Source organism: Pseudomonas sp. 3MA1, assembly GCF_029237275.1.
GTDB classification, from domain to species: Bacteria; Pseudomonadota; Gammaproteobacteria; order Pseudomonadales; family Pseudomonadaceae; genus Aquipseudomonas; species Aquipseudomonas fluorescens_AP.
Genome location: NZ_JAACFX010000009.1, coordinates 1 through 22,966, shown reverse-complemented (window position 1 = coordinate 22,966; position 22,966 = coordinate 1). Strand labels below are relative to the sequence as shown.

At 64.5% G+C, this 22,966-nt stretch carries 21 protein-coding genes; 11 read left to right on the top strand and 10 right to left on the bottom strand.

From position 1 onward, the window contains the following. Nucleotides 1-2: 2 nt before the first annotated feature. Together GWQ44_RS22370 and metE are read right to left on the bottom strand one after the other, a co-directional pair. Entirely contained in the window at nt 3-1,037 is a 1,035-nt protein-coding gene (locus GWQ44_RS22370; RefSeq protein WP_042940929.1) for an alpha/beta hydrolase, read from the bottom strand. Nucleotides 1,038-1,220: 183 nt separating this feature from the next. Continuing rightward, nucleotides 1,221-3,530 carry a 5-methyltetrahydropteroyltriglutamate--homocysteine S-methyltransferase gene (metE, locus tag GWQ44_RS22365; RefSeq protein WP_275928292.1) on the bottom strand — a complete coding sequence of 770 codons (2,310 nt, stop codon included), beginning with the start codon at nt 3,528-3,530 and terminating at the stop codon, nt 1,221-1,223. 108 nt (nt 3,531-3,638) lie between these two features. On the opposite strand from metE, the gene metR reads away from it, so the two are divergent. Continuing rightward, entirely contained in the window at nt 3,639-4,556 is a 918-nt protein-coding gene (gene metR, locus GWQ44_RS22360; protein ID WP_042940928.1) for a transcriptional regulator MetR, read from the top strand. 45 nt (nt 4,557-4,601) lie between these two features. Here metR and GWQ44_RS22355 read toward each other — a convergent pair whose 3' ends face one another. The 5 genes from GWQ44_RS22355 to GWQ44_RS22335 form a co-directional block, all read right to left on the bottom strand. Continuing rightward, complete coding sequence (locus tag GWQ44_RS22355) at nt 4,602-5,117, bottom strand: GNAT family N-acetyltransferase (protein WP_199010549.1); 516 nt, start codon at nt 5,115-5,117, stop codon at nt 4,602-4,604. Nucleotides 5,118-5,140: 23 nt separating this feature from the next. Further along, nucleotides 5,141-5,779: a LysE family translocator gene (locus GWQ44_RS22350; protein ID WP_103741432.1), complete on the bottom strand. Its 639-nt coding sequence runs from the start codon at nt 5,777-5,779 to the stop codon at nt 5,141-5,143. 30 nt (nt 5,780-5,809) lie between these two features. Beyond that, nucleotides 5,810-6,244: an NUDIX domain-containing protein gene (locus tag GWQ44_RS22345; protein ID WP_047305882.1), complete on the bottom strand. Its 435-nt coding sequence runs from the start codon at nt 6,242-6,244 to the stop codon at nt 5,810-5,812. A 100-nt stretch (nt 6,245-6,344) separates the two neighbouring features. After that, nucleotides 6,345-7,691 carry an HD domain-containing phosphohydrolase gene (locus GWQ44_RS22340; protein WP_275928291.1) on the bottom strand — a complete coding sequence of 449 codons (1,347 nt, stop codon included), beginning with the start codon at nt 7,689-7,691 and terminating at the stop codon, nt 6,345-6,347. Between the two features lie 199 nt (nt 7,692-7,890). After that, on the bottom strand, nt 7,891-8,160 hold the full coding sequence (locus tag GWQ44_RS22335; RefSeq protein ID WP_016968545.1) for a type B 50S ribosomal protein L31: 270 nt from the start codon (nt 8,158-8,160) through the stop codon (nt 7,891-7,893). A gap of 309 nt (nt 8,161-8,469) precedes the next feature. Between GWQ44_RS22335 and GWQ44_RS22330 the strand changes: the two genes are divergently transcribed. The 5 genes from GWQ44_RS22330 (at nt 8,470) to GWQ44_RS22310 (ending at nt 12,281) form a co-directional block, all read left to right on the top strand. Next, the gene (locus tag GWQ44_RS22330) at nt 8,470-10,089 is read left to right on the top strand and encodes an FMN-binding glutamate synthase family protein (RefSeq protein WP_016968546.1); all 1,620 of its coding nucleotides are present in this window, start codon (nt 8,470-8,472) and stop codon (nt 10,087-10,089) included. A 63-nt stretch (nt 10,090-10,152) separates the two neighbouring features. Next, on the top strand, nt 10,153-10,437 hold the full coding sequence (locus GWQ44_RS22325) for a putative quinol monooxygenase (protein WP_275928290.1): 285 nt from the start codon (nt 10,153-10,155) through the stop codon (nt 10,435-10,437). A 76-nt stretch (nt 10,438-10,513) separates the two neighbouring features. Beyond that, on the top strand, nt 10,514-10,810 hold the full coding sequence (locus tag GWQ44_RS22320; protein ID WP_275928289.1) for a cupin: 297 nt from the start codon (nt 10,514-10,516) through the stop codon (nt 10,808-10,810). A 272-nt stretch (nt 10,811-11,082) separates the two neighbouring features. After that, nucleotides 11,083-11,673: a papain-like cysteine protease family protein gene (locus tag GWQ44_RS22315; RefSeq protein ID WP_275928288.1), complete on the top strand. Its 591-nt coding sequence runs from the start codon at nt 11,083-11,085 to the stop codon at nt 11,671-11,673. 8 nt (nt 11,674-11,681) lie between these two features. Further along, complete coding sequence (locus tag GWQ44_RS22310) at nt 11,682-12,281, top strand: hypothetical protein (RefSeq protein WP_275928287.1); 600 nt, start codon at nt 11,682-11,684, stop codon at nt 12,279-12,281. Nucleotides 12,282-12,382: 101 nt separating this feature from the next. On the opposite strand, the gene GWQ44_RS22305 is transcribed toward GWQ44_RS22310, so the two are convergent. After that, a complete protein-coding gene (locus GWQ44_RS22305) occupies nt 12,383-13,804 on the bottom strand; it encodes an amino acid permease (RefSeq protein ID WP_016968550.1) in 1,422 nt (473 codons plus the stop codon). Between the two features lie 580 nt (nt 13,805-14,384). Between GWQ44_RS22305 and GWQ44_RS22300 the strand changes: the two genes are divergently transcribed. The 4 genes from GWQ44_RS22300 to GWQ44_RS22285 all read left to right on the top strand — a co-directional run bounded on the left by GWQ44_RS22300 (nt 14,385) and on the right by GWQ44_RS22285 (nt 19,546). After that, on the top strand, nt 14,385-14,846 hold the full coding sequence (locus GWQ44_RS22300) for a transposase (RefSeq protein ID WP_016966709.1): 462 nt from the start codon (nt 14,385-14,387) through the stop codon (nt 14,844-14,846). A 108-nt stretch (nt 14,847-14,954) separates the two neighbouring features. Then, on the top strand, nt 14,955-18,062 hold the full coding sequence (locus tag GWQ44_RS22295) for a transglycosylase domain-containing protein (protein ID WP_275928286.1): 3,108 nt from the start codon (nt 14,955-14,957) through the stop codon (nt 18,060-18,062). A gap of 123 nt (nt 18,063-18,185) precedes the next feature. Beyond that, the gene (locus GWQ44_RS22290; protein ID WP_016966711.1) at nt 18,186-18,764 is read left to right on the top strand and encodes a PadR family transcriptional regulator; all 579 of its coding nucleotides are present in this window, start codon (nt 18,186-18,188) and stop codon (nt 18,762-18,764) included. Next, the gene (locus GWQ44_RS22285; RefSeq protein WP_275928285.1) at nt 18,761-19,546 is read left to right on the top strand and encodes a siderophore-interacting protein; all 786 of its coding nucleotides are present in this window, start codon (nt 18,761-18,763) and stop codon (nt 19,544-19,546) included. Before GWQ44_RS22290 ends, GWQ44_RS22285 begins: the two co-directional genes overlap by 4 nt. Before the next feature lie 163 nt (nt 19,547-19,709). Here GWQ44_RS22285 and GWQ44_RS22280 read toward each other — a convergent pair whose 3' ends face one another. Both GWQ44_RS22280 and GWQ44_RS22275 read right to left on the bottom strand, forming a co-directional pair. Continuing rightward, complete coding sequence (locus GWQ44_RS22280) at nt 19,710-20,378, bottom strand: Pr6Pr family membrane protein (protein WP_275928284.1); 669 nt, start codon at nt 20,376-20,378, stop codon at nt 19,710-19,712. Between the two features lie 8 nt (nt 20,379-20,386). Beyond that, nucleotides 20,387-20,617, bottom strand: a complete 231-nt coding sequence (locus GWQ44_RS22275; RefSeq protein ID WP_019093117.1) for a VF530 family protein — start codon at nt 20,615-20,617, stop codon at nt 20,387-20,389. 264 nt (nt 20,618-20,881) lie between these two features. Between GWQ44_RS22275 and GWQ44_RS22270 the strand changes: the two genes are divergently transcribed. Beyond that, nucleotides 20,882-22,921, top strand: a complete 2,040-nt coding sequence (locus GWQ44_RS22270; RefSeq protein WP_047305898.1) for a TonB-dependent receptor — start codon at nt 20,882-20,884, stop codon at nt 22,919-22,921. The last annotated feature ends 45 nt before the right edge of the window (nt 22,922-22,966 follow it).

The following is a 22,966-nucleotide window of genomic DNA, read 5'->3' as shown; positions in this document are numbered from 1 at the left end:
GCTCAGAGCATGCGCCCCACTTCCAGCGGCTCGATCTGGGCCCAGTGGGACCTATCCTCGCGATGGCTTTGCAGGTACGGCAGCACGGCCGCCAGCAAGGGTGCCTTGAAAGCTTCCTGGAAACGATGGGCCAGGCCCGGGATCAGTTTCAACTGGCTGCCCTGGATCTGCGCCGCCAGGTGCACGCCGTGCATCACCGGCAACAGCGGATCGGCGGTGCCATGCACCACCAGGGTCGGCACCCGCAGTTGCTTGAGCAGCGCCACCCGGCTCGGTTCGGCGAGGATCGCCATGATCTGGCGCTGAACCCCTTGCGGGTTGAACGCCCGGTCATAGGCCAGGGCCGCCTGATGCAGCAGGACCCGACGATCATCCGCGACCCTGGGGCTGCCCAGCGCCGCCAACAGGTCGGCCTGTTGCTCCAGGGCCACTTCGCGGTTTGGCGCATTGCGCCGGGACAGCAACTGCACCAGGGCCGCATTCGGTGCGGGCAGGCCTTCGGCGCCGGAGCTGGTCATGATCAGGGTCAGGCTCTCGACCCGTTGTGGCGCCATGGCCGCCAGGTGCTGGGCAATCATCCCGCCCATGCTCGCCCCCAGCACATGGAACTGCTCGATGTGCAGGGCATTCATCAGCCCCAGGGCATCGTCGGCCATGTCGGTCAGGGTGTAGGGCGCCGATACCGGCAGGCCCAGCTTGTAGCGCAGCACCTCGAAGGTCAGGTTGGCGCTGTCCGGCGTCTCACGCCACGTGGACAGGCCGACATCGCGATTGTCATAGCGAATCACCCGAAAGCCCTGCTGACACAAGGCCATGACCACCTCGTCCGGCCAGTGGATCAATTGCCCGCCCAGGCCCATGACCAGCAGCAACGCCGGATCGGAAGTCCGGCCAATGCTCTGATAAGCCAGGCTCACCTGTGGCAGGTCGACCCGTTGCGTGGGTACGTTGACGTCGCAGCGCGCAGCCGCAAAGGACAGCTGGCCGAGCAATAGCCCGGCCAGCAGGATGACAGTGGAAAACAATCTTGCCCGCATGGAAAACACCGAAACGCAGAACCCCAGTGGAGCGCGAGTCTGATGAACTTCGATGATTCGCGCTGCCACAGTTGCGTGACAGTTTGATGAAGATTGCCCAGCGGTTATCCGACAGGGGACGGTCGGGCGCCGCTTGCCGGGCCGACCAAGAGGATCCGATGATCGCCTTCGCCGGCCAGGGCCTCAGGCCAGCTGGCTGCGCAGCTGCCGCGCGGCGGCCACCATGTTCACCAGGGCCGCTTCGGTTTCCGGCCAGGCCCGGGTCTTCAGGCCGCAGTCGGGGTTGACCCACAGACGCTCGGCGGGAATGCGCCGGGCGGCCTTGCTGATCAGCTTGACCATCTCGGCGGTATCCGGCACCCGTGGCGAATGGATGTCGTACACCCCGGGACCGATGTCGTTGGGGTAATCGAAGGCCTCGAAGGCTTGCAGCAACTCCATGTCCGAGCGGGATGTCTCGATGGTGATCACATCGGCATCCATGGCGGCGATGGCGGCGATCACGTCGTTGAACTCGCTGTAGCACATGTGGGTATGGATCTGGGTTTCGTCCTTCACCCCAGAGGCGCTCAGGCGGAAGGCCTGCACCGCCCAATCCAGGTACTCCTGCCATTGCGCCCGGCGCAGGGGCAGGCCCTCGCGGAACGCCGCCTCGTCGATCTGCACGATCTTGATCCCGGCCTGCTCCAGGTCCTGCACTTCATCGCGCAGGGCCAGGGCCAACTGCTGGGCCTGGACCTGGCGTGACACATCCTCCCGCGGGAAGGACCACATGAGCATGGTCACAGGGCCGGTGAGCATGCCTTTCATGACCTTGTCGGTGAGGCCCTGGGCGTACTGGATCCAGTCCACGGTCATGGCCCGGGGCCGGCTCAGGTCGCCGTAGATGATCGCCGGCTTGACGCAGCGTGAACCGTAGCTCTGGACCCAGCCAAAGCGGGTGAACAGGTAACCGTCCAGCTGCTCGGCAAAGTACTCCACCATGTCGTTGCGCTCGGCTTCGCCGTGGACCAGCACGTCCAGGCCCAGGCGCTCCTGAATCTCCACCGCGTGACGGATCTCACGGTGCATGGCGTCGGTGTAGTCATTGAGCGACAGCTTGCCTTGCTTGTAGGCCTGGCGCGCCAGGCGGATCGAGGACGTCTGCGGGAACGAGCCGATGGTGGTGGTGGGAAAGGCCGGCAGTTGCAGGCGCGCCCGCTGCTGCTCGATACGTTGGGCAAAGGGCGAGCGGCGCTGGCTGTCGGCGGCGCTGATGGCCTCGACCCGCGCCTGGACCTGGGGCTTGTGAATCCGTGGCGACCGCGCGCGACTGGCCTGGACCGCCCGGCTTTGCGCCAGGGCCGCCTGCACCGCCGGGGCCTGGGGATCGTTCAGGGCATCGCGCAGGACCGAGATCTCGCCACACTTCTGCACGGCGAAGGCCAGCCAGCTTTTCAGTTCGGCATCCAGCTGATCCTCCCGGGACAGGTCCACCGGGCTGTGCAGCAGGGAGCAGGAACTGCTGACCCAGAGGTTGTCGCCAAAACGCTCCTGGGCCACCTGCAACTGTTGCAGGGCCTGCTCCAGTTCGCAGCGCCAGACATTGCGTCCGTTGACCAGGCCCACCGAAAGAATCTTGTAGGTCGGTAGCCGGTCCAGGACCTGGCCCAGTTGTTCCGGGGCACGCACCGCGTCGATGTGCAAGCCGTCCACCGGCAGGCCCACCGCCAGGCCCAGGTTGTCTTCCAAACCGCTGAAGTAAGTTGCCACCAGCTTTTTCAGCGGCGAGTACTGAAGGATGTGGTAGGCCCGCTCGAAGGCGCTCTTCCATTCCTGGGGCAGGTCGAGGGTCAGGATCGGCTCGTCGATCTGCACCCATTCCACGCCCTGGGCCTTGAGCCGGTTGAGGATCTCGCCGTACAGCGGCAACAGGCGCTCCAGCAGGTCGAGCTTGTTGAAGGCGTTGCCCTTGGCCTTGCCCAGCCACAGGTAGGTCAAGGGACCAATGATCACCGGCTTGACCTGATGCCCCAGGGCATGGGCCTCCGCGACCTCGTCGAACAGCTGCTCCCAGCTCAGCTTGAAGCTCTGTTCGGCGCTGAATTCGGGGACCAGATAGTGGTAGTTGGTGTCGAACCACTTGGTCAGTTCCTGGGCGTATTGCGCCTGCCCCTGCTCGCCACAGCAACCGCTGGACGCGCCGCGGGCCATGGCGAACAGGGTGTCCAGGGTCGGGCGGCCCTGGGCATCGCGGTGGCTGTCGAAGCGCTCGGGAATCACGCCGAAGGTCAGGGAGTGGGTAAGTACCTGGTCGTACCAGGCGAAATCGCCCACCGGCAGCAGGTCGATGCCGGCGTCTTTCTGCAACTGCCAGTGCCGAGCCCGCAGCTCGCGGCCAATCCCCTGCAAGGCGGCCTGATCGAGGTCGCCCTTCCAGTGGGATTCAAGGGCTTTTTTCAGTTCGCGGTCAGCGCCGATGCGGGGAAAACCGAGGGTGTGGGCCAGTGCCATGGAAAAGTGCCTCCTTGTAAAAGATGGCGCTATTGTCGACAGCCCAAGCAACATGAGACAAACTCAACCTTTTCGTGTTGATCACAAAATTTACTCATGGAGAACCTGGTGCTCGAAATCCGTCACCTGAAGACCCTGCACGCCCTGCGCGAAGCCGACAGCCTGGTTGAAGCCGCCGAACGCCTGCACCTGACCCAGTCCGCCCTGTCCCACCAGTTCAAGGAACTTGAAGAGCGCCTGGGCATGCCGCTGTTCGTGCGCAAGACCAAGCCGGTGCGTTTCACCAGCGCCGGCCTGCGCCTGCTGCAACTGGCGGACGCGACACTGCCCCTGCTGCGCGGCGCCGAACGGGACATCGCCCGCCTGGCCGGCGGCACCGCCGGCCGCCTGCACATGGCCATCGAATGCCACAGCTGCTTCCAGTGGCTGATGCCGACCATCGACCAGTTTCGCGACGCCTGGCCGGAAGTGGAGCTGGACCTGGCCTCGGGGTTCTCCTTTGCCCCGCTGCCCGCCCTGGCCCGGGGCGACCTGGACCTGGTGGTGACCTCCGACCCCGTGGAATTGACCGGCATCACCTATGTGCCGCTGTTCACCTACGAAGCCATGCTCGCCGTGGCCAACCAGCACGCCCTGGCGAACAAGCCCTACATAGTTCCCGAAGACCTGATCAACGAAACCCTGATCACCTACCCGGTGGAACGGGACCGCCTGGACATCTTCACCCGCTTCCTGGAACCGGCGGACATCGAGCCGGCGCAGGTGCGCACCTCGGAACTGACGGTGATGATGATGCAGTTGGTGGCCAGCGGCCGCGGGGTGTGCGGCATGCCCCACTGGGCCCTGCATGAATACAGCTCACGGGGCTATGTGAAGGCCAAGCGCCTGGGGGAAAAGGGCCTGTTCGCCACGCTGTACGCCGCGGTTCGCGCCGACATGCTGGACGCGCCCTACATGCGTGACTTCCTGCTGACGGCCAAGGACACCTCGTTCTCGACCCTGGATGGGGTCAGCGCGGTACGCTGATCCGCCAGGCGCCGGCTGGCCAGCGACCGGGCCCCACGGCCCGGGTCAAGCGTCGACCGGCACTTCCCGCCACATGTGGATCTTGTCGAAATAGTCCTCCCCCACGCGCACCGCCTGGGGTTCCAGACCGAACTGGACAAAGCCGCAGCGCCGGTACAAGGACAGCGCTGGGTCATTGCCCGCCGTCACTGTCAGTTGCACCAGGCGCAGTCCTTCGTAGAGTGCCGCCTCGGCCAGCAGGTGCTGCACCAGTTGCCGACCCAGGCCGCTGCCACGTTGTTCGGCGGTGACATAGAGGCCGAACAGGGTCGCCTTGTGCCGGGCCTTTTCCCGCAGCTCGAAGGCCAGGCCGACGATCCCCGCCAGCCGCCCCTGGACAAAGGCTCCCAGGATCAGGTCCAGCTCCCCGTCCAGACGAGCGCCCCACCAGGCCAGGGGCAGTTTCTCGCGCTCCCTGACACTGGAGGTGAACGCCTGGGGATGGCGCGCATAGGCTTCGAGCATCAAGGCGCGGTATTGCTCGGCATCGTCAGGCGTCAGTTGCTGGATCTGCAGGCTCATGGGGGATCGTCAGTGGCTGCCGCTTAGTTGGTTCGACGCTGTTCGAACATCAGGCGCACCGCCAGCCCCGCCAGCACAAAGCCCATGAAATAACGCTGTACCGCGAGCCAGGTCGGGTTGTGGGCGAACCAGGAGGCAATGCCCGCGGCAAACAGCGCGATCAGCAGGTTCACCGAAAAGCTCACGCTGATCTGGGTCAGGCCGAGAATCAGGCTCTGGGAAAACACCGAACCGTGCTCAGGGTTGATGAACTGGGGAAAGATCGACAGGTAGAACATCGCGATCTTCGGGTTCAGGGCGCTGGTGAGAAAGCCCATGGTCACCAGTTTGCGCGGCGAATCCGCCGGCAGCTGCTGGGCTTCGAACGGCGAACGGGCGCCCGGCTTGAGCGCCTGCCAGGCCAGCCACAACAGGTACAGGGCACCGGCCCATTTGAGCACTTCATAGGCCAGGGGCACCGCCATGAACACCGCAGTCAGCCCCAGGGCGGCGGCGAACAGGTGGACAAAGAAACCCGCCACGACCCCCAACAGCGAAGTGACGCCGGCCTTGCGTCCCTGGCAGATCGAACGGGATATCAGGTAGATCATGTTCGGCCCGGGCGTCAGCACCATCAACAAGGACGCGGCGGCGAAAATCAGGTAGTCGTGCAGTGGGATCATGGCAGTCCTTGGCAAACGGGGGGGGGCCGGTCAGGCGAGATTGGCCTGGGCCTGGCGATAAAACGGCAAGATCAGATCCCGTGTCAACGGCGCCAGGAATAAATCGCCATCGCCGGCCGGATCGATCCAGCGCACCTCCTCGATCTCTGCCGCCGGCGTCACCGGGCTGTCGATGTGGACCAGGAACACCTCAGCCTCCACCACATGCCCCGGCTCATTGGCCGCCGCTGCCGAGAATTGTTGCAGGTAGCGGGCCTGGGCCGGATCGATGCGCAGCCCCAGTTCCTCCTCCAGTTCGCGGGCCAGGGCGTGCACCGGCAGCTCGCCGGGCTCGATCTTACCACCGGGTTGCATGAAGGCCTGGGTGCCGCGCTTGCGCACCAGCAGGGTGTGGCCGTCGGCACCGATCAACAGCGCGGCGGCAATACGAATGAGGGAGGGTGCAACAACAGGAGACAGCGACATGGGAACCCGCAAGCCTTGAGAGTGAAGGCGCAAGGATCACATGTCCGGCGGTGGGCCGTCATCCGCCGCCGGCACTTTACGACGCTCCCAGCACCTGGCTTCAGGCCCGCGCCGGCTGCTCCTGGGGCAGTTTGACGAATACGCTGTAGCGGCCGCCTTCCATGGTTTCAAAGGCAATCAGCTTGTCCACCAGGGGCGCGCTCAATACCTTGCCGGCGTTGAGCAGCAGCATGCCGTTGTCGGCATTCAGGTTGCGCGCCAGGATCATGCCCGCCTGCAGTTCCCGGGTGCTCAGCACCTTGACCGAAGGGTCGCCCAGGGTCACGTCGCTCAGGTACACCGAGCACACCTGGATAAAGCCTTCCACCAGGTCCGGGTCGTACAGCCGGCCGGCGTACTTGCGAATGAACACCAGGGCTTCGTCGCTGTTCATGTGCCGCTCCAGGATCAGCCCGCACTGCAACTCGATGAAGTCCACCGCCAGCTTGAGCAGCCGCGAACCGAGGGGAATCGCCTCGCCCTTGAGGTGATCGGGAAAGCCAGTGCCGTCCCAGTGCTCCTGATGGTGACGGATCAGCCGCGCGGCATCCTGCACCGGTTCCAGGGTCATCAGCAGGGATTCGCTCTGCGCTGGATAGGCCCGGTAACGATCACGCTCATGGTGATGCAGCAAGTCCACCGGGGTGACCATCATGCTGTCGCTCCAGCTCAGCTTGCCGATGTTGTGCAGGGCCGCGGCCATGGCCAGGTCGCGCTGGGCCACGGCGTCGATGCCCTGGACCTTGCAGTAGGCGCGCACCAGTTCGATGATCCGGCGGTTGGTCTGCTTGTCGCTGGGCAGACGCTGGTTCACCAGCAGCGAGAACAGCTCGGCGCCGGTGGCATAACTGTGCTTGAGCTCTTCATAGGCCAGGTCGAGCATGTCGGCGGTTTGCTGCAACTCGGCGGTGCGCGCGGCGACCCGTTTTTCCAGCAGGGCATTGACCGCCTTGAGCTCGCGATTCTGCTGCTGGGCCAGGGCCTCCAGGCGCTGGCGCTCGCGTTCGGAATGCTGATGGTCCAGGGCCTGGCGCAAGGCCAGCAGCAACTCCTGGTCATCCCAGGGCTTGCTCAGGTAACGGTAGATTTCCCCCTCGTTGATGGCCTTGGCGATCAGCTTCAAGTCCGGATCACCGGTCAGCAGGATGCGCGTGGTGCCTGGATACTGCTGGTGCATGTGGGCCAGCAGGGTCGCTCCGTCCATCTGTGGCAGATGGGCGGCGCTGATCACCAGGTCCACTTCCTCGCGGGCCATCACCTGCAACGCCTCGCTGGCATCGTGGGCCAGGTACAGGCGGTAGTCATGGGCGCTGAGCAGTTGATGCAGGCGTTGCAGAATAGTGTCCTGGCTATCCACCAGCAGGACCCCGGGCAAGCGTGTGACTGTGGCAACGTTTAGTTCACCCATGAGACACCTCGGGTCACCATCGATGCACATGTCCTTGACGAGTGGTGCTGGCAACCTTGTCTCCCTGTTGCCTGATTCAAGACTAGAAGAATTTCCAGCCCAGATGATGGCTTTTTAATGCCATCGATCCGTTACCCAGGTTCCCGTAAAGCCGACAGCAGGCGTCACCCTCAGGCAACGCCCACCAGCGGCCTGCTTCTCACTGGGCCGCTTTGGCGCTGGAGCCGAATGAAGCGAAGCGCTTGTTGAAGCCGGCGATGCGGCCTTCGGACTGGGTCTTGCGCTGCTGGCCGGTGTACACCGGATGCGAGGCGCTGGACACGTCCAGGGTCACGTAGGGGTAGGTCTTGCCGTCGCTGTGGGTGTGGGTGCGATCGGTGTCGACGGTGGAGCCGATCAGGAAGTACACGTCGGCGGCGGTGTCGTGAAACAGCACGGTGCGATAGTCGGGATGGATGTCGGGTTTCATCGGAGTCTCCAGTGGCGGGGTAAAAAATAGCGTTATACAGTAACAATAAAATCCCACACAAACGAGAACTTATCGCAATAAGATCCTGCAACAAAGGTCTAACTCCAGCCCTGATCCGCCGATTCAGGCTTGCCCGCGCGGCACCGGCGGGCCAGTATGCTGGCCTGCAACGCTCTGACACCGCCGTGAATTCCTATAAGAAATACCCGTGCAGCTCACCGTCCCAGTCGTTCGGTAGCGCTGTCGGTTAGCCGTTATCAAGGCACCCGGTGCCTGATTGACCCGATGAGTCCGAACCAAGGAAACCGTATGAGCCTGTCACTCCTGAGCCGCTACGCCTTCTTTGCCGCCTGCGTGATTTTCACCCTCGCCAGCCTGCCCTTTCTCGAACACGACTGGCTCTGGCCATTCACCCTGGTCACCGGCCTGCTGAGCCTGCTGGGGATCTTCGATCTGCTGCAAAGCCCCCACGCGGTGCGGCGCAACTACCCGATCCTGGGCAATATCCGCTACCTGGTGGAAGGCATCCGTCCGGAGATCCGTCAATACCTGCTGGAATCCGACAGCGACGCCCTGCCCTTTTCCCGCGCCCAACGCTCGCTGGTGTACTCGCGGGCCAAGAACGAAAGCGCCGACAAACCCTTCGGCACCCTGATCGACGTCTACCAGTCCGGCTTCGAGTTCATCGGCCACTCCATGCGCCCGGCGCCCCTGAGCGACCCCAGCAGCTTTCGCGTGACCGTCGGCGGCCCGCAATGCACCCAGCCTTACTCGGCCTCGGTATTCAACATCTCGGCGATGAGCTTCGGCTCCCTCAGCGCCAACGCCATCCGCGCCCTGAACCAGGGCGCCAAGCTCGGCAACTTCGCCCACGACACCGGTGAAGGCAGCATCAGCCCCTACCACCGCGAACACGGCGGTGACCTGACCTGGGAACTGGGCAGCGGCTACTTCGGCTGCCGCACCGCCGACGGTCGCTTCGACCCCGAGCGCTTCGCCGCCCAGGCGCAGAACCCGCAAGTGCGGATGATCGAGATCAAGATGAGCCAGGGCGCCAAGCCGGGCCACGGCGGCATCCTGCCCAAGCACAAGGTGACCCAGGAAATTGCCGACACCCGCGGCATCCGCATGGGCGAGGACTGCATTTCGCCGTCGAGCCACAGCGCCTTTTCCACCCCGATCGAGATGATGCATTTCATCCAGCAGCTGCGTGAGCTGTCCGGCGGCAAGCCGGTGGGCTTCAAGTTCTGCCTGGGCCACCCCTGGGAATTCATGGGCATCGCCAAGGCCATGCTGGAAACCGGCATCCTGCCGGACTTCATCGTGGTCGACGGCAAGGAAGGCGGCACCGGCGCAGCCCCGGTGGAATTCACCGACCACATCGGCGCACCGATGCGCGAAGGCCTGCTGTTCGTGCACAACACCCTGGTGGGCCTGAACCTGCGGGACAAGATCAAGCTCGGCGCCAGCGGCAAGATCGTCAGCGCCTTCGACATCGCCAGCGTGCTGGCCATTGGCGCCGACTGGGCCAACTCGGCCCGCGGCTTCATGTTCGCCATCGGTTGCATCCAGTCGCAAAGCTGCCACACCAACAAGTGCCCCACGGGCGTGGCCACCCAGGACAACCTGCGCCAGCGCGCCCTGGTGGTGCCGGACAAGGCCCAGCGGGTCTACAGCTTCCACCGCAACACCCTCAAGGCCCTGGCGGAAATGCTCGCCGCCGCCGGCCTGCAGCACCCCTCGCAACTGGAAGCCAAGCACCTGGTGCGACGCATGTCGGCCACCGAGATCAAGCTGTTCTCCCAGCTGCATGTGTTCCTCAAGCCCGGCGAATTGCTCACCGGCGAGGTCAACGGCGAGTTCTACTCGCGCATGTGGCAACTGGCCCGGGCCGACAGCTTCGAACCCAACACCGAAGCCGCCGCTTAACCCCAATGGCCCGACGCTGCCCGGTTGCCGGGGAGCGCCGGGCGACAACCAAGGACGATTGCCATGCTCAAGGTCATCGCTGAAGACTTCATCCAACCCGAACACCTGGACACGGTGCGCCCGTGGTACGCCGAACTGGTGGAAAAAACCCGCCAGGAACCACTGTGCATCGCCTACGATCTGTTCGTTGATCAGAAAGACCCCGGGCACTTCATCTTCGTCGAACAGTGGCCGGACCGCGCCGCCCTCGACGCCCACTGCCAGACCGAGCACTTCACCCGCCTGGTGCCGCAGATCAACGCCTTCCAGCGCCGCGAATGCCGCGTGCTGCTGATGGACGAATTCTAGAAAACCCGCACCAGCCCTTGCTTGACCGGACCACCGAAAGCAGCCCCAAGCCCCACTGACCTTTCGGAGATCCGCCATGCCCCTGCTGTCATTCGAACACCTGTCCCGCCAGCTGCCGGTCCCCTGGCAATCCACGCGGGTGGGCCAGGTCGGCCCGGCCCGCATCAAGGTGCTGCGCATGGACGAGCAGCCCTACCCGGAAGAAACCCACGACTACAACGAAGGCCTGCTGGTGACCCAGGGCTGCCTGCGCCTGGGCATTGGCCAGGCCTGCGTGGAAGTCGTGGCGGGCCAGATGTACCTGGTGGAGGCTGGCCAGGCCCACCGCGTGCTGCCCGGCAGCCACGGCACCCTGGTGATCATCGACGTCTAGCCTCACTCGACACTAGACAAGGTTCACAACCCGGACCGGGCCGGATTGCGAACGCCCCCTTTATCAGGGACATTCACGCCAGCCATAATGCACAAACGCATAATTAAATTGCATTAGCGCATATCTCATCTAAGGTTGCTTGCAGACCCGGCCAGCGCACGCCATCGAGGCTGGCGCCGCGCGGCACCCAGCGCCGGGTCCGGCAACTTGCTGTAGCCCAGATGCCGCAGCGACACCAGCCGGAGGCTGGTTTTCACTCATGGAGGATGAACATGTTAAGCACGACCTTGACCCCCACCGGCAACCCGCAGGCCCTGCCCCAATGCCTGGCCGGTACGCTGATCGATCCGCAACTGGCTGAAATCGACCCACGCGCCGAGGCGGCGCCCCAGGCCGGCGCCCGGCTGAATTTCAGCGTGCAGCCACAAACCCAGAGCAACTGGTGCTGGGCCGCCCTGTCCGCTTCGGTCGGCAACTACTACGGCACCGGCTCCTGGACCCAATGCGCCGTGGCCAACGCCGAACTGGGCCGCAATTCCTGCTGCAGCCAGCCCGGGCCGTGCAACGTCTACGGCTACCTGGACTCGGCCCTGCGCACCACCCGCTGCTACGGCGGCATGCGCGAGGACCGGATGCAGATGCCGGCCATCGACAACCAGCTGGGCATGGGCCGCCCCGTGGGCCTGCGCTGCGCCTGGTACGGCGGCGGCGCGCATTTCCTGGCGATCTATGGCAGCGACGGCGGCTACGTCCTGGTGGCGGATTCGATCTACGGCTACTCGACCCGCGCCCTCAATAGCTTCCCCGCCTCCTACAACGGCGGCGGCCACTGGACCCACACCTACTTCACCCGGAAAAACTAGGAGGCGTCATGCAACTGACTTACCCCAAGGCGCCCGTCGATGGCGTCCAGCACCTGCGCCCGGCACTCCAGGCGGCCCTGCAGACCCAGGGCTTCGGCATCAACCGCGGATTGGCCCAGGCCCGCGCCGGCAACCTGAACCTGTCCCAGGCCTTTCGCGGCTACAGCCTGGGCCTGGAGGACCTGGCCCGCGGCAAAGGGCTGGCCGAGGCCGAGGCCGGTGGCTGGCATTACCTGGTGTTCGACGCCGGGGTGGCGATCGCCGATGCGCAACTGAACGAGGTGGCCGGCAAGCTCGGCTTCTCGGCGCTGAACCACGGAACCCTGGCGACGTCCGCGGTCAGTGCCCTGGAGCTTGCCGAACAGGCTTCTCAGTTGCAGGGCAAAAGCTACGAGCTGCGCTTGCTGTTCGTCCCGGCCCTGCAAATGACCGCGATCTGGCTGCACGGCAACGATGAAGATCAGCTGATTCCCATCGAACCCACGCCGAAAACCCTGGCCGCCCGGCAGCTCTACAGCGAGGCCGCGTTGCTGGCCCTGCTGACGGCCCCGGCGCAACAGGCCAAGGCCCTCTTCGACGCCGACAGCAGCGGCACCCTGGGCGGCTGACCCGGGCAAAAAAAATCCGGCGGCCTTTGCAGGTCGCCGGATTGCGTGTTTCAGCGTTTCAGCCGGTGATGCTCAAGCCAGCCGCAGCACCGGGGCGCCCCTCAGGACGCCGAACGCACCGCCCCTTGCTGGACATTGGTCGGTTGCAGCTTGAACAGGTAGAACAGCACGGTCAGCAGCACCAGGAACGCCGGGCCGACGTACAGCGCCACGCGGGTGTCCGGGAAGTAGGCCATCAGCCCCACCACCAGCACCAGGAACGCCAGGGCCAGGTAGGAACTGACCGGGTACAGCCACATGCGGTACTTCAGCGCCGCACGCTCGCTCGGGCTCAGGCCCTTGCGGAACTTGAGCTGGGCCAGAAGGATCATCACCCAGGTCCAGATCGCACCGAAGGTGGCGATCGAGGTCACCCAGACGAACACTTTCTCCGGCACCAGGTAGTTCAGCAGCACGCCCAGCAGCAAGGCGAAGATCGACAGCAGCAGCGCGCGACGCGGCACGCCGTTGTTCGAGGTCTTGGCGAAGCCGGCCGGGGCCTGGCCGTTCTGCGCCAGGCTGTAGAGCATGCGCCCGGTGCTGAAGATGCCGCCGTTGCAGGACGACAGCGCGGCGGTGATCACCACGAAGTTGATGATGCCGGCGGCGGTCTTGATGCCCAGGCGCTCGAAGGTCATCACGAACGGGCTGCCCTGGGTGCCGATTTCGTTCCACGGGTAGATCGACAGGATCACGAACAGCGCGCCCACGTAGAACAGCAGGATGCGCCAGAACACCGAGCCGATGGCGTTGGGGATGGTCTTCTGCGGGTTGCGCGCTTCACCGGCGGTGAGGCCGATCATCTCTACGCCCAGGTAGGCGAACATCACCATCTGCAGCGACATCAGCACGCCGGTCACGCCGTTGGGCATGAAGCCGCCGTGGGTCCACAGGTTGGAGATGCCCAGGGCCACGCCATCGTTGCCGAAGCCGAAGGCAATGATGCCGACGCCGCCGATGACCATGGCGATGATGGTGACGATCTTGATCAGGGCGAACCAGAACTCGAACTCACCGAAAGCCTTGACCGCGATCAGGTTGATCGAGCCCATGCTCACCAGGGCCGCCAGGGCCCAGATCCAGCGCGGCACATCGGGGAACCAGATGCCCATGTACACCGCCACCGCGGTGATTTCCGCGACACAGGTCACCAGCCACAGGAACCAGTAGTTCCAGCCGGTGAGAAAACCCGCCAACGGGCCCAGGTAGTCTTGTGCGTACCGGCTGAAGGAGCCGGCCACCGGGTTGTGCACCGCCATCTCGCCGAGGGCGCGCATGATCACCAGGATCGCCAGGCCGCCGATGATGTAGGACAGCATGATGGCCGGGCCGGCCATTTCGATGGCCTTGGCCGAGCCCAGGAACAGGCCGACACCAATGCAGGCGCCCAGGGCCATCAAGCGAATATGCCGTTCACCCAGTTCGCGTTTCAGCGGACCGCCCTGAGCGGACTCGCCGTGGGGCAGTTGGTTGCCAACTGACATAGAGATACAACCTCATTTTGTTATTGGATTGAACCACCGAGTCTGCGAAGCCATCGCGGATAGCCACGGCTTGCTTAACCGCACCGACCTTGTGGGACGGTGCGTCTGGTAGGACAAGACCTGCCAGATCAGCGGGGTGCGCAGTATAAAAAGCTCCCGACAGGGCTTTTCACTCTATAAGTAGCTAAATTCAGAGAGAAATCTCGGCAAAAAGCGCTTTCACAAAGAAGCATTACCTGCTTTTTGCCCCAATACCTCATTCCGAAAGGGGCCGGAGTATTGCACAGCCCTGGTGCATCGTCATGCCCCTACCTAGGGCGTATTTACCTACGCAAAGGCTCTCCCTGTGGCGAGGGAGCTTGCTCCCGCTGGGCCGCGCAGCGGCCCTGAAGCCGGCCAGCATGATCTCCCTGACAGAACACATGCTCAGGTTCCGCGGCTGCTGCGCAGCCGGACGGGAGCAAGCTCCCTCGCCACAATCCGGAACAGAGCTGAAATAACTGCAAACCATCGCAGCCTTCAGTTCGGGGGCAACCATGCTAGCGTCCGGCATTCACTCGCTGACCTCGCAGGCAATGGAATGCCTTCTCGCCCAAAATCCCATCGTTTACGCCGCGGCCGCTATTCCGAAAGCGGACGCGCCTACCTCATCACCACCGTGGTTCATCAACGCCGGCCGCTATTTTCCGATTGGAGCCTGGGGCGGCTGGTGGTGACCGAACTCAAAGAGGTCCAGGACCTGGAGCTCGCCGACTCGCTGGCCTGGGTCCTGATGCCGGATCACCTGCATTGGCTGCTCCAACTGCGCACTGCAACACTGCCCCAGGTGATGCAAAGGGTGAAGTCGCGCAGCACCCGCCAGCTCAATCAACACCTGGGACTGTGCGGCGCCCTCTGGCAAAGCGGCTATCACGACAGGGCAGTCCGTGACGGCGAGGATATTCGGCCCATTGCCCGCTACATCATCGCCAATCCCTTGCGCGCGGGCCTGGTGCAACGCATTGGCGATTACCCTCTGTGGGACGCCTGCTGGCTCCAATGACTCTGTATGTGGCGAGGGCGAGTCGTTTTCACAATTTCCTCACCCATGGCCACCACCGACTAAGCTTCAGGCAAGTCCGATCAATCTGCGTGAATGGATCAATCGACTATGGGCGCTCTGTGGCAGACCGATTCGCGTAATACCGCAGTGCCAGGCCACAGCGAGGACGAAGCGCCTTTACCCAAAAAGCCCCGAGCGCGCCGCTACGCCTGGCGCCTGTTCTGGCTGTTGCTGCTGATGGCCCTGATTGCCCTGGGGGTGGCCGCGTCCCGGGAGATGCGCACCTCCAAGCTCCAGGCCCGGGAGTTCAGCAAGCTGGCCAACGACTTGAGCTACTCCCTGCAACCCGGGCCCAGCGATGCCGTGCTCTATCCTGGCGCCGGCCCCTTCGACCGCCGCCTGGGCTACAGCGCCCTGGGGGAATTCCTGCCGCGCCTGCTCAAGCGCGGCTACCAGATCGACGCGCAGACGCGGTTTTCCGCAGCGTTGATGGACTACAGCAAAAACGGCTTTTTCGTGCCCTACACCGAAAAGATCCAGGCCGGGCTGTCCATCACCGATTGCCGCGCCGCGCCCTTGTACCGGTTCGATTATCCGCAACAGCTGTATGCCAGTTTCGCCAGCATTCCCCCGCTGATGGTGCGCAGCCTGCTGTTCATCGAGAACCGCGACCTGCTGGATCCCAAGCTGGCCCAGGCCAATCCGGCGGTGGACTGGCCACGCTTCGCCAAGGCCGCCTGGTCCCAGGTGGCCAAGCTGATGCACCTGCCGGGACAGACCGCCGGCGGCAGCACCCTGGCCACTCAGTTGGAAAAATACCGCCACTCCCCCGATGGCCTGACGCTGTCCGGGGGCGAGAAGATCCGGCAGATGATTTCCGCCAGCGTGCGCGCCTATCAGGATGGCCCGCAAACCCTGGAAGCCCGGCGCCGGATCGTCCGCGACTACCTCAACAGCGTGCCGCTGTCGGCGGTGCCCGGCCACGGTGAGGTGCATGGCATGGCCGAAGGATTGCGGGTCTGGTACGGCGCCGATTTCGATCAGGTCAACCGGGCGTTGAGCAGCACCGCCAACGATGCGCAAAGCCTGGCCCAGCGCGGGCTGGCCCTGCGCCAGGTGCTGTCGCTGATGATCGCGCAACGCCGCCCTTCCCATTACCTGGCCAAGGGTCGCGCAGAGCTGGCGGAACTGACCGACAGCCATATCCGACTGCTGGCCCAGAACGAGGTCATCGACCCCGCCCTGAGTGCCGCCGCCCTGGCCAGCAAGGTCAGCTACCGCGACTGGCAGCAACAGCCGACGATCCAGCCGATCGAAACCAACAAGGGCATCAGCGTCGCCCGCAGCCGGCTGGCGGCGCTGCTCAACCGGCCCCTGTACGACCTGGACCGCCTCGACCTGTCCGCCACCAGTACCCTGCAAAGCGACCTGCAACGCCAGGCCACCGGGTACCTCAAGCACCTGGCCGACCCGGCCTTCGCCGCAGAGATCGGCGTGCTCGGCGAGCGCCTTTTGACGCCCACCAGCACCACCCAGGTGCGCTACAGCTTCACCCTGTTCGAGCTGACCCCGGACGGCTCGCGGGTGCGGGTGCAGACCGACAGCACCGACCAGCCATTCGACATCAACGAAGGCAGCAAGCTGGAACTGGGCTCCACCGCCAAGCTGCGGGTGCTGACCACTTACCTGCAGATCATCGCCGAGCTGCACGACAAGCACGCCGGAAAAACCCCGGCCGAATTGAGGAAGGTTGCGGTCAACGACCAGGACCGGCTGAGCCGCTGGGCCCTCGACTACCTGCTGCAGAACAGCGACCGCAGCCTGCCGAAGATGCTCGACGCGGCCCTGGACCGCACCTACTCCGCCAGCCCCGGCGAAGCCTTCTTCACCGGCGGCGGGGTGCATCACTTCCACAACTTCCGCAACGAGGACAACGGCCGCAGCCCGACCCTGCGCGATGCCCTGCGCGAATCCATCAACCTGCCGTTCATCCGCCTGATGCGCGATCTGGTGCGCTACAGCACCTACGGCGGCGACAGCGCCAGCGCCGAACTGCTCAGCGACGACGCCAACCCGCGGCGCCAGGAATACCTGGCACGCTTTGCCGACCGTGAAGGCACCTCTTTCCTGCTGCGGTTCTGGAAAAAGTACCGCAACAAGGACACCCAATCGCGCCTGGACACCTTTCTCGATGGCATGCACCCGACGGCGATCCGCCTCGCCGCCGTGCACCGCTACCTGCTGCCGGACGCCAGCCAGGAAAGCTTCAAGCGCTTTGTCCGGGCCCACATGAAGAACGCCAAGACCAGTGAAAAACTCACCGATGAACGCCTGGACAAGCTCTACGCCAGCTATGGCCCGGGGGCCTACGACCTGCCGGACCAGGGCTACATCGCCAAGGTCCATCCTCTGGACCTGTGGCTGCTGGGTTACCTGATGAACAACCCCGACGCGAACTTCAGCCAGATCGTCAAGGCCAGCGAATTCGAGCGCCAGGAGGTCTACAGCTGGCTGTTCAAGAGTCGGCATCGCAGCGCCCGGGACAGCCGCATCCGCACCATGCTGGAGGTCGAAGCGTTTCTGGATATTCACCAGCGCTGGCAGAGCGTCGGTTATCCGTTCGACCATCTGGTGCCGTCCCTGGCCACCGCCATCGGCAGCTCCGGCGACCGCCCGGCGGCCCTGGCGGAACTGGTGGGCACCATCCTCAATGACGGCGTGCGCCTGCCGACCCTGCGCATCGACAGCCTGCACTTCGCCGCCGGCACGCCCTACGAAACCCGCCTGAGCAATGACCCGGGCAAGGGCAAGCGGGTCATGCCGTCGGAAGTCGCCACGGCCCTGCGCGGCGCCCTGTCCCAGGTGGTGGATGCCGGCACCGCGAAACGGGTGTCCGGCAGCTTCAAACTGGCGGATGGCACGCCGCTGGCCATGGGTGGCAAGACCGGCACCGGCGACAACCGCATCGAAGCCATCGGCGCCGGCGGCCGGGTGCTGAGCTCCAAGTCCATCAACCGCACCGCGACCTTCGTGTTCTATATCGGCGAGCACCACTTCGGCACCCTCACCGCCTACGTGCCGGGCGCCTCGGCACAAGCCTTCAAGTTCACCTCGGCCTTGCCGGTGCAGGTGCTCAAGGGCATGGCGCCGATCCTCATGCCGTACCTGCAGCCGGGCAGCAGTACCCAGTGCCAGGGCAGCCTCGCCCAACGCTGAATCCGGGCCCGCTGTTCACTCCCTCCTCCCCGACAAACGGCCGCTGCGTCGCGAGCAGAAGTGCTTGCGCGCAACTTAAGATATATCTTAAGTTATGTCTAAATCGAAACGGAGAAAGAGAAAATGAGCGAGCGTCACCACCCTCCCCATCGCGAACACGGGGACAGCCATGAGATTTTCGAACGTCGTCCCGGCCGCGAGCGCGGAGGCCGCGGGCCCCGGGTCTTCGCCCCCGGCGACCTGAAACTGCTGCTGTTGGCACTGATCGCCGAGCAGCCATGCCACGGCTACGACCTGATCCGCCAGATCGAAAGCATGTTCGACGGCGCCTACAGCCCCAGCCCCGGGGTGATCTATCCGACCCTGACCTTTCTCGAAGAAAGCGAAATGATCCAGGGCGATGCCGAAGGCGGCAAAAAGCGCTACAGCGTGACCGACGCCGGACGTCTGTCCTTGCAGGAGCAAGCCATCGCCCTGGACGGCGTGCGCATGCGCATCGAAGTCAGCAAGCGTTCCCTGCGCGGGCATGATCGCCCCGCGGAAATCCACGAGGCGGTGCACAACCTGCGCCACGCCCTGCAAATGCACCACGGCCGCTGGAGCCCGGAAGAAATCCTCCGGGTGCGCGACCTGCTGAACAACACCGCCAAGGCCATTGTCGATGGTCCTGTGAGCCACCCTGCCCCGGAGAAAAGCCAATGACTGCCCGCCCAGAACTGTCCATCCATCGGGTCATGCACGAGATCAAGCGCCGGCGCCTGGAGGTCCTGCGCGTTGTCGACCTGACCCCGCGCATGCGCCGCATCACCCTCGGCGGGCCCGACCTGGCCGGCTTCATCAGCCTGGGCAGCGACGACCATGTGAAGCTGCTGTTCCCGCAGAACGCCGAACAGCAAGCCGCCCTGGAAACCCTGGTGCTGGGCCCGGGCAAGGACAGCGGCCCGATGCCGGCCATGCGCGACTACACGCCACGCCGCTATGACCTGGAGTTGGGCGAACTGGACATCGACTTCGTGCTCCACGGCGACGGCCCGGCCTCGACCTGGGCCGAGCAGGCCAAGCCGGGGCAGCACCTGCACATCGGCGGCCCCCGGGGCTCGATGATCGTGCCGGACATCTTCGACAGTTACCTGCTGATCGGCGATGAAACCGCCTTGCCGGCCATTGCCCGGCGCCTGGAAGAACTGCCGGCCGGGCGCCAGGTGCTGGCGGTGATCGAGGTGCAGGACGCCGCCGAACGTCAGGCCCTGGACAGCGCCGCCGAGGTGCAGGTGATCTGGGTCGAACGCGACGGTGGCGGGCAGGATCTGCTCAGCACCGTGCGGCAGTTGCAGATACCGCAAGGCAAGCTGTACGCCTGGGTGGCTACCGAGAGCAAGGTGTCGCGCCAGGTTCGTCGAATCTTGCTGGATGAACACCGGCTCAACGACGAATTCGTCAAGGCCGCCGGTTACTGGCGCCTGGACAGCAGCGAAGCGGAATAACCCCGCCTGACCGGAGGCGCTGGCTTGCGAGCGAAAGCGACCTCAAAGGCCCTTCTGCCGGCGAGCCGGTTCCTACGGGATGCCCGGAACTGCATTTCCCTTGTAGGAGCTGGCTTGCCAACGAAAACGATCTCAAGCGCCCTTTCGCCGGCAAGCCGGCTTCCTACAGAGGCCGGGATTGGCGCCTGCCCAGCCAGTGGTCCAGGCCCAGCAACAGCAGGGACACCCCAACGAATCCGGCCAATATCCCCAGGGCATTGAGCAACACCTGGGGATACCCCAGCTTGTCCACGGCAATGAAGGGATAGGGGTACAGCCCCAGCAGATTCCCGCGCAAGAGCAGGTAGGCGAAATACAGCACCGGATAGAGCATCCACAGACCGATGTGCTTGAACCGCAGCCCGCCCTTGGGCACGCAACACCACCAATAGAGCAAAAACAGCAGCGGCATCACATCGTGCAGCAGCTCATCGGCCAGCCATTGCCAACCCTGGGGATGCCACAGGTGACGCAGCAGCAGGCTGTAGGCCAAGCCCACCACGGCAATGCTCGCAGCTACCGCGCCACTGACCGCGGGCCTGAGCATGAACGCCTGCCCTCGGGATATCCGCAGGTTCAGGGCGCAGGTCAGCACACTGGCCACCAGGGTGTTGCTGAGCACGGTGAAGAAGCTGAAGAAATTCACCAGGCCGCCCAACAGACTGGCGCCCACCTCCCAGCGCAGCAGCAGGATCAGGTACAGCTGGACGCTCAGCCCGAACCAGCCAAGGACCGCCGCCACGGCAATCAGGCCGCGCCGAGTGAACAGCCCCCGCAGCGAGAAGCCAGCCATACGGCTCCTTAAAGCGGGCGCTTGGTGCGTTGCAACTTGACATAGAGCTTCTCGACCTTCTCCCGCGCCCAGGGCGTCTTGCGCAGGAAGGTCAGGCTCGACTTGATGCTCGGATCGCTCTTGAAGCAGCGGATATCGATGCGCTCGGCCAGCCCCGACCATTCGTAGTGTTCCACCAGCGCCTTGAGGATCTGTTCCAGGGTCACGCCATGCAGCGGGTCGGTGTGGGTGTCGGTCATGCCAGGCCTTTGCGGGAAGAAAAGAGGGAAAGCCGCGCACCTTAGCCGAGGGCATGCGCCCGCGCCAGCGCGCTGTTTTAACTGTAGACGCCGCAGGCAAGCGCAGCGATTGCGCATGAAAAGGCAAAAGTTCCTGGCTTTTTGAAATAAAAGAGATGTTATATTGTATCAATAGGCAGACCCTGAACCCCACCCAGGGCCCCCCGTGTCCCGCCTGTTTTCTGACTCAAAGCGCGCTGCGCCCTGCTTGCCAAGGAATGACCGATGTCCCTCTCAATCCCACGCCCTTCTCGCTCTTTACTGTGGCGCTTGTCGCCCCTGTCCGCCGCACTGCTGCTCGCCTCCCAGGCCCATGCCGTGGAACTGCCCCCGCAGGTCATCACCGCCAACCCCCTGGGCAGCAGCGAACTGGCCGCGCCCACCACCGTGCTGGAAGGCGACCAATTGACCCTGCAACAGAAAGGCAGCCTCGGTGAAACCCTGAACAAACAACCGGGTGTGTCTTCGTCCTACTTCGGCCCCGGCGCCAGCCGCCCGGTGATCCGCGGCCTGGATGGCGACCGCATCCGCATCCTGCAGAACGGCGTCGGTGCCCTGGATGCTTCGTCACTGTCCTACGACCACGCAGTGCCCCTGGACCCGGTGAACGTCGAGCGCATTGAAATCGTTCGCGGCCCGGCGGCCCTGCTGTACGGCGGCAACGCCATTGGCGGGGTGATCAACAGCTTCGACAACCGCATTCCCACCCAAGCCATCGAAGGGATTCACGGCGCCGGCGAGCTGCGCTACGGCGGCGCCGACACCACCCGCAGCAGCGCCGGCAAACTGGAGGCCGGCGACGGCACTTTCGCCCTGCACCTGGACGCCAACTCGCGGCAGTTCAACGACCTGAAGATTCCCGGCTACGCCCGCAGCCGCCACGCCCCGGAAAGCGAAGATGGCGATGGCAAGAAAGGCCGCCTGGGCAACAGCGACGGGCGCCAGGACGGCGGCGCCATCGGCGGTTCCTACACCTGGGACGACGGTTATGCCGGCCTGTCCTACAGCAACTACGACGCCAACTACGGCTCCCCCGCCGAAGACGACGTGCGCATCCGCATGAAGCAGGACCACTACGCCTTCGCTTCGGAACTGCGCAACCTGCAGGGGCCGTTCAGTTCGCTCAAGTTCAACGCCGGCTACACCGACTACCAACACCGCGAGATCGAGGGTGGCGAAACCGGCACCACCTTCAAGAACAAGGGCTACGAAGCCCGGGTCGAGGCCCGGCACCAGCCGCTGGGCCCACTGGAAGGCGTGATCGGCGCCCAGGTCAATCGCAACGAATTCTCCGCCCTGGGCGAAGAAGCCTTCGTCCCACAGACCGATACCAACAGCGGCGCGCTGTTCATCCTCGAAGAACTGCAAGCCACCGAGCGCCTGCGCCTGAGCCTCGGCGGCCGCCTGGAACACACCACCGTGGACCCGGACAGCAAGGGCAACCAACGCTTCGCCCAGGCCGACAAGTCCAGCAGCTTCACCGCCGGCAGCCTGTCCTCGGGCGCGGTCTACACCCTGACCCCGGTGTGGTCCCTGGCCGCGACCCTGGGCTACACCGAACGCGCCCCGACCTTCTATGAGCTGTATGCCAACGGCGCCCACGTCGCCACCGGCACCTATGAGCTGGGCAACGCCAAGCTGTCCAAGGAAAAGGCCGTGTCCAGCGACCTGGCCCTGCGCTTCGACAACGGCATCCACAAAGGCAGCGTCGGGGTGTTCTACAGCCACTTCTCCAACTACATCGGCCTGCTGGGCACGGGGCGCACCCTCAACGATGAAGGCGAAGAAGAGGCCGGCGGCCTGCCCGAATACGCCTATTCCGGGGTACGGGCACGTTTTGCCGGGATCGAGGCCCAGGATCGCTGGAGCCTGGGGGAAAGCGCCTACGGCAAGTTCGCCCTGGAACTGTCCGGCGACTACACCCGGGCCAAGAACCTCGACAACGGCCAGGACCTGCCGCGCATTGCTCCATTGCGCCTGAACAGCGGCCTGCTGTGGGAACTGGACCGCTGGCAGGCACGCCTGGATGTACAACATGCCGCCAGCCAGGGCCGGGTGCCGGACCACGAAAGCGGCACCGATGGCTACACCACCTTTGGCGCCAGTGCCGGTTATCGCTTCGATATCGGCCATAGCCAGTGGCTGGCCTTCGTCAAGGGCGAGAACCTGACCAACCAGACCGTGCGCTACGCCAGCTCGATCCTGCGGGATATCGCCCCGGCCGCCGGGCGCAGTGTGGAAGTGGGCTTGCGTACTACCTTCTAAGGCCCTGTTCGCCGGCAAGCCGGCTCCTACAGATCCGTGTAGGAG

Bases quoted from the DNA above. Each gene is read 5' to 3' on its own strand.
- GWQ44_RS22370 (WP_042940929.1), bottom strand. From the start codon at position 1,037: ATGCGGGCAAGATTGTTTTCCACTGTCATCCTGCTGGCCGGGCTATTG.
- metE (WP_275928292.1), bottom strand. From the start codon at position 3,530: ATGGCACTGGCCCACACCCTCGGTTTTCCCCGCATCGGCGCTGACCGC.
- GWQ44_RS22355 (WP_199010549.1), bottom strand. From the start codon at position 5,117: ATGAGCCTGCAGATCCAGCAACTGACGCCTGACGATGCCGAGCAATAC.
- GWQ44_RS22350 (WP_103741432.1), bottom strand. From the start codon at position 5,779: ATGATCCCACTGCACGACTACCTGATTTTCGCCGCCGCGTCCTTGTTG.
- GWQ44_RS22345 (WP_047305882.1), bottom strand. From the start codon at position 6,244: ATGTCGCTGTCTCCTGTTGTTGCACCCTCCCTCATTCGTATTGCCGCC.
- GWQ44_RS22340 (WP_275928291.1), bottom strand. From the start codon at position 7,691: ATGGGTGAACTAAACGTTGCCACAGTCACACGCTTGCCCGGGGTCCTG.
- GWQ44_RS22335 (WP_016968545.1), bottom strand. From the start codon at position 8,160: ATGAAACCCGACATCCATCCCGACTATCGCACCGTGCTGTTTCACGAC.
- GWQ44_RS22330 (WP_016968546.1), top strand. From the start codon at position 8,470: ATGAGCCTGTCACTCCTGAGCCGCTACGCCTTCTTTGCCGCCTGCGTG.
- GWQ44_RS22325 (WP_275928290.1), top strand. From the start codon at position 10,153: ATGCTCAAGGTCATCGCTGAAGACTTCATCCAACCCGAACACCTGGAC.
- GWQ44_RS22320 (WP_275928289.1), top strand. From the start codon at position 10,514: ATGCCCCTGCTGTCATTCGAACACCTGTCCCGCCAGCTGCCGGTCCCC.
- GWQ44_RS22315 (WP_275928288.1), top strand. From the start codon at position 11,083: ATGTTAAGCACGACCTTGACCCCCACCGGCAACCCGCAGGCCCTGCCC.
- GWQ44_RS22310 (WP_275928287.1), top strand. From the start codon at position 11,682: ATGCAACTGACTTACCCCAAGGCGCCCGTCGATGGCGTCCAGCACCTG.
- GWQ44_RS22305 (WP_016968550.1), bottom strand. From the start codon at position 13,804: ATGTCAGTTGGCAACCAACTGCCCCACGGCGAGTCCGCTCAGGGCGGT.
- GWQ44_RS22300 (WP_016966709.1), top strand. From the start codon at position 14,385: ATGCCTTCTCGCCCAAAATCCCATCGTTTACGCCGCGGCCGCTATTCC.
- GWQ44_RS22295 (WP_275928286.1), top strand. From the start codon at position 14,955: ATGGGCGCTCTGTGGCAGACCGATTCGCGTAATACCGCAGTGCCAGGC.
- GWQ44_RS22290 (WP_016966711.1), top strand. From the start codon at position 18,186: ATGAGCGAGCGTCACCACCCTCCCCATCGCGAACACGGGGACAGCCAT.
- GWQ44_RS22285 (WP_275928285.1), top strand. From the start codon at position 18,761: ATGACTGCCCGCCCAGAACTGTCCATCCATCGGGTCATGCACGAGATC.
- GWQ44_RS22280 (WP_275928284.1), bottom strand. From the start codon at position 20,378: ATGGCTGGCTTCTCGCTGCGGGGGCTGTTCACTCGGCGCGGCCTGATT.
- GWQ44_RS22275 (WP_019093117.1), bottom strand. From the start codon at position 20,617: ATGACCGACACCCACACCGACCCGCTGCATGGCGTGACCCTGGAACAG.
- GWQ44_RS22270 (WP_047305898.1), top strand. From the start codon at position 20,882: ATGTCCCTCTCAATCCCACGCCCTTCTCGCTCTTTACTGTGGCGCTTG.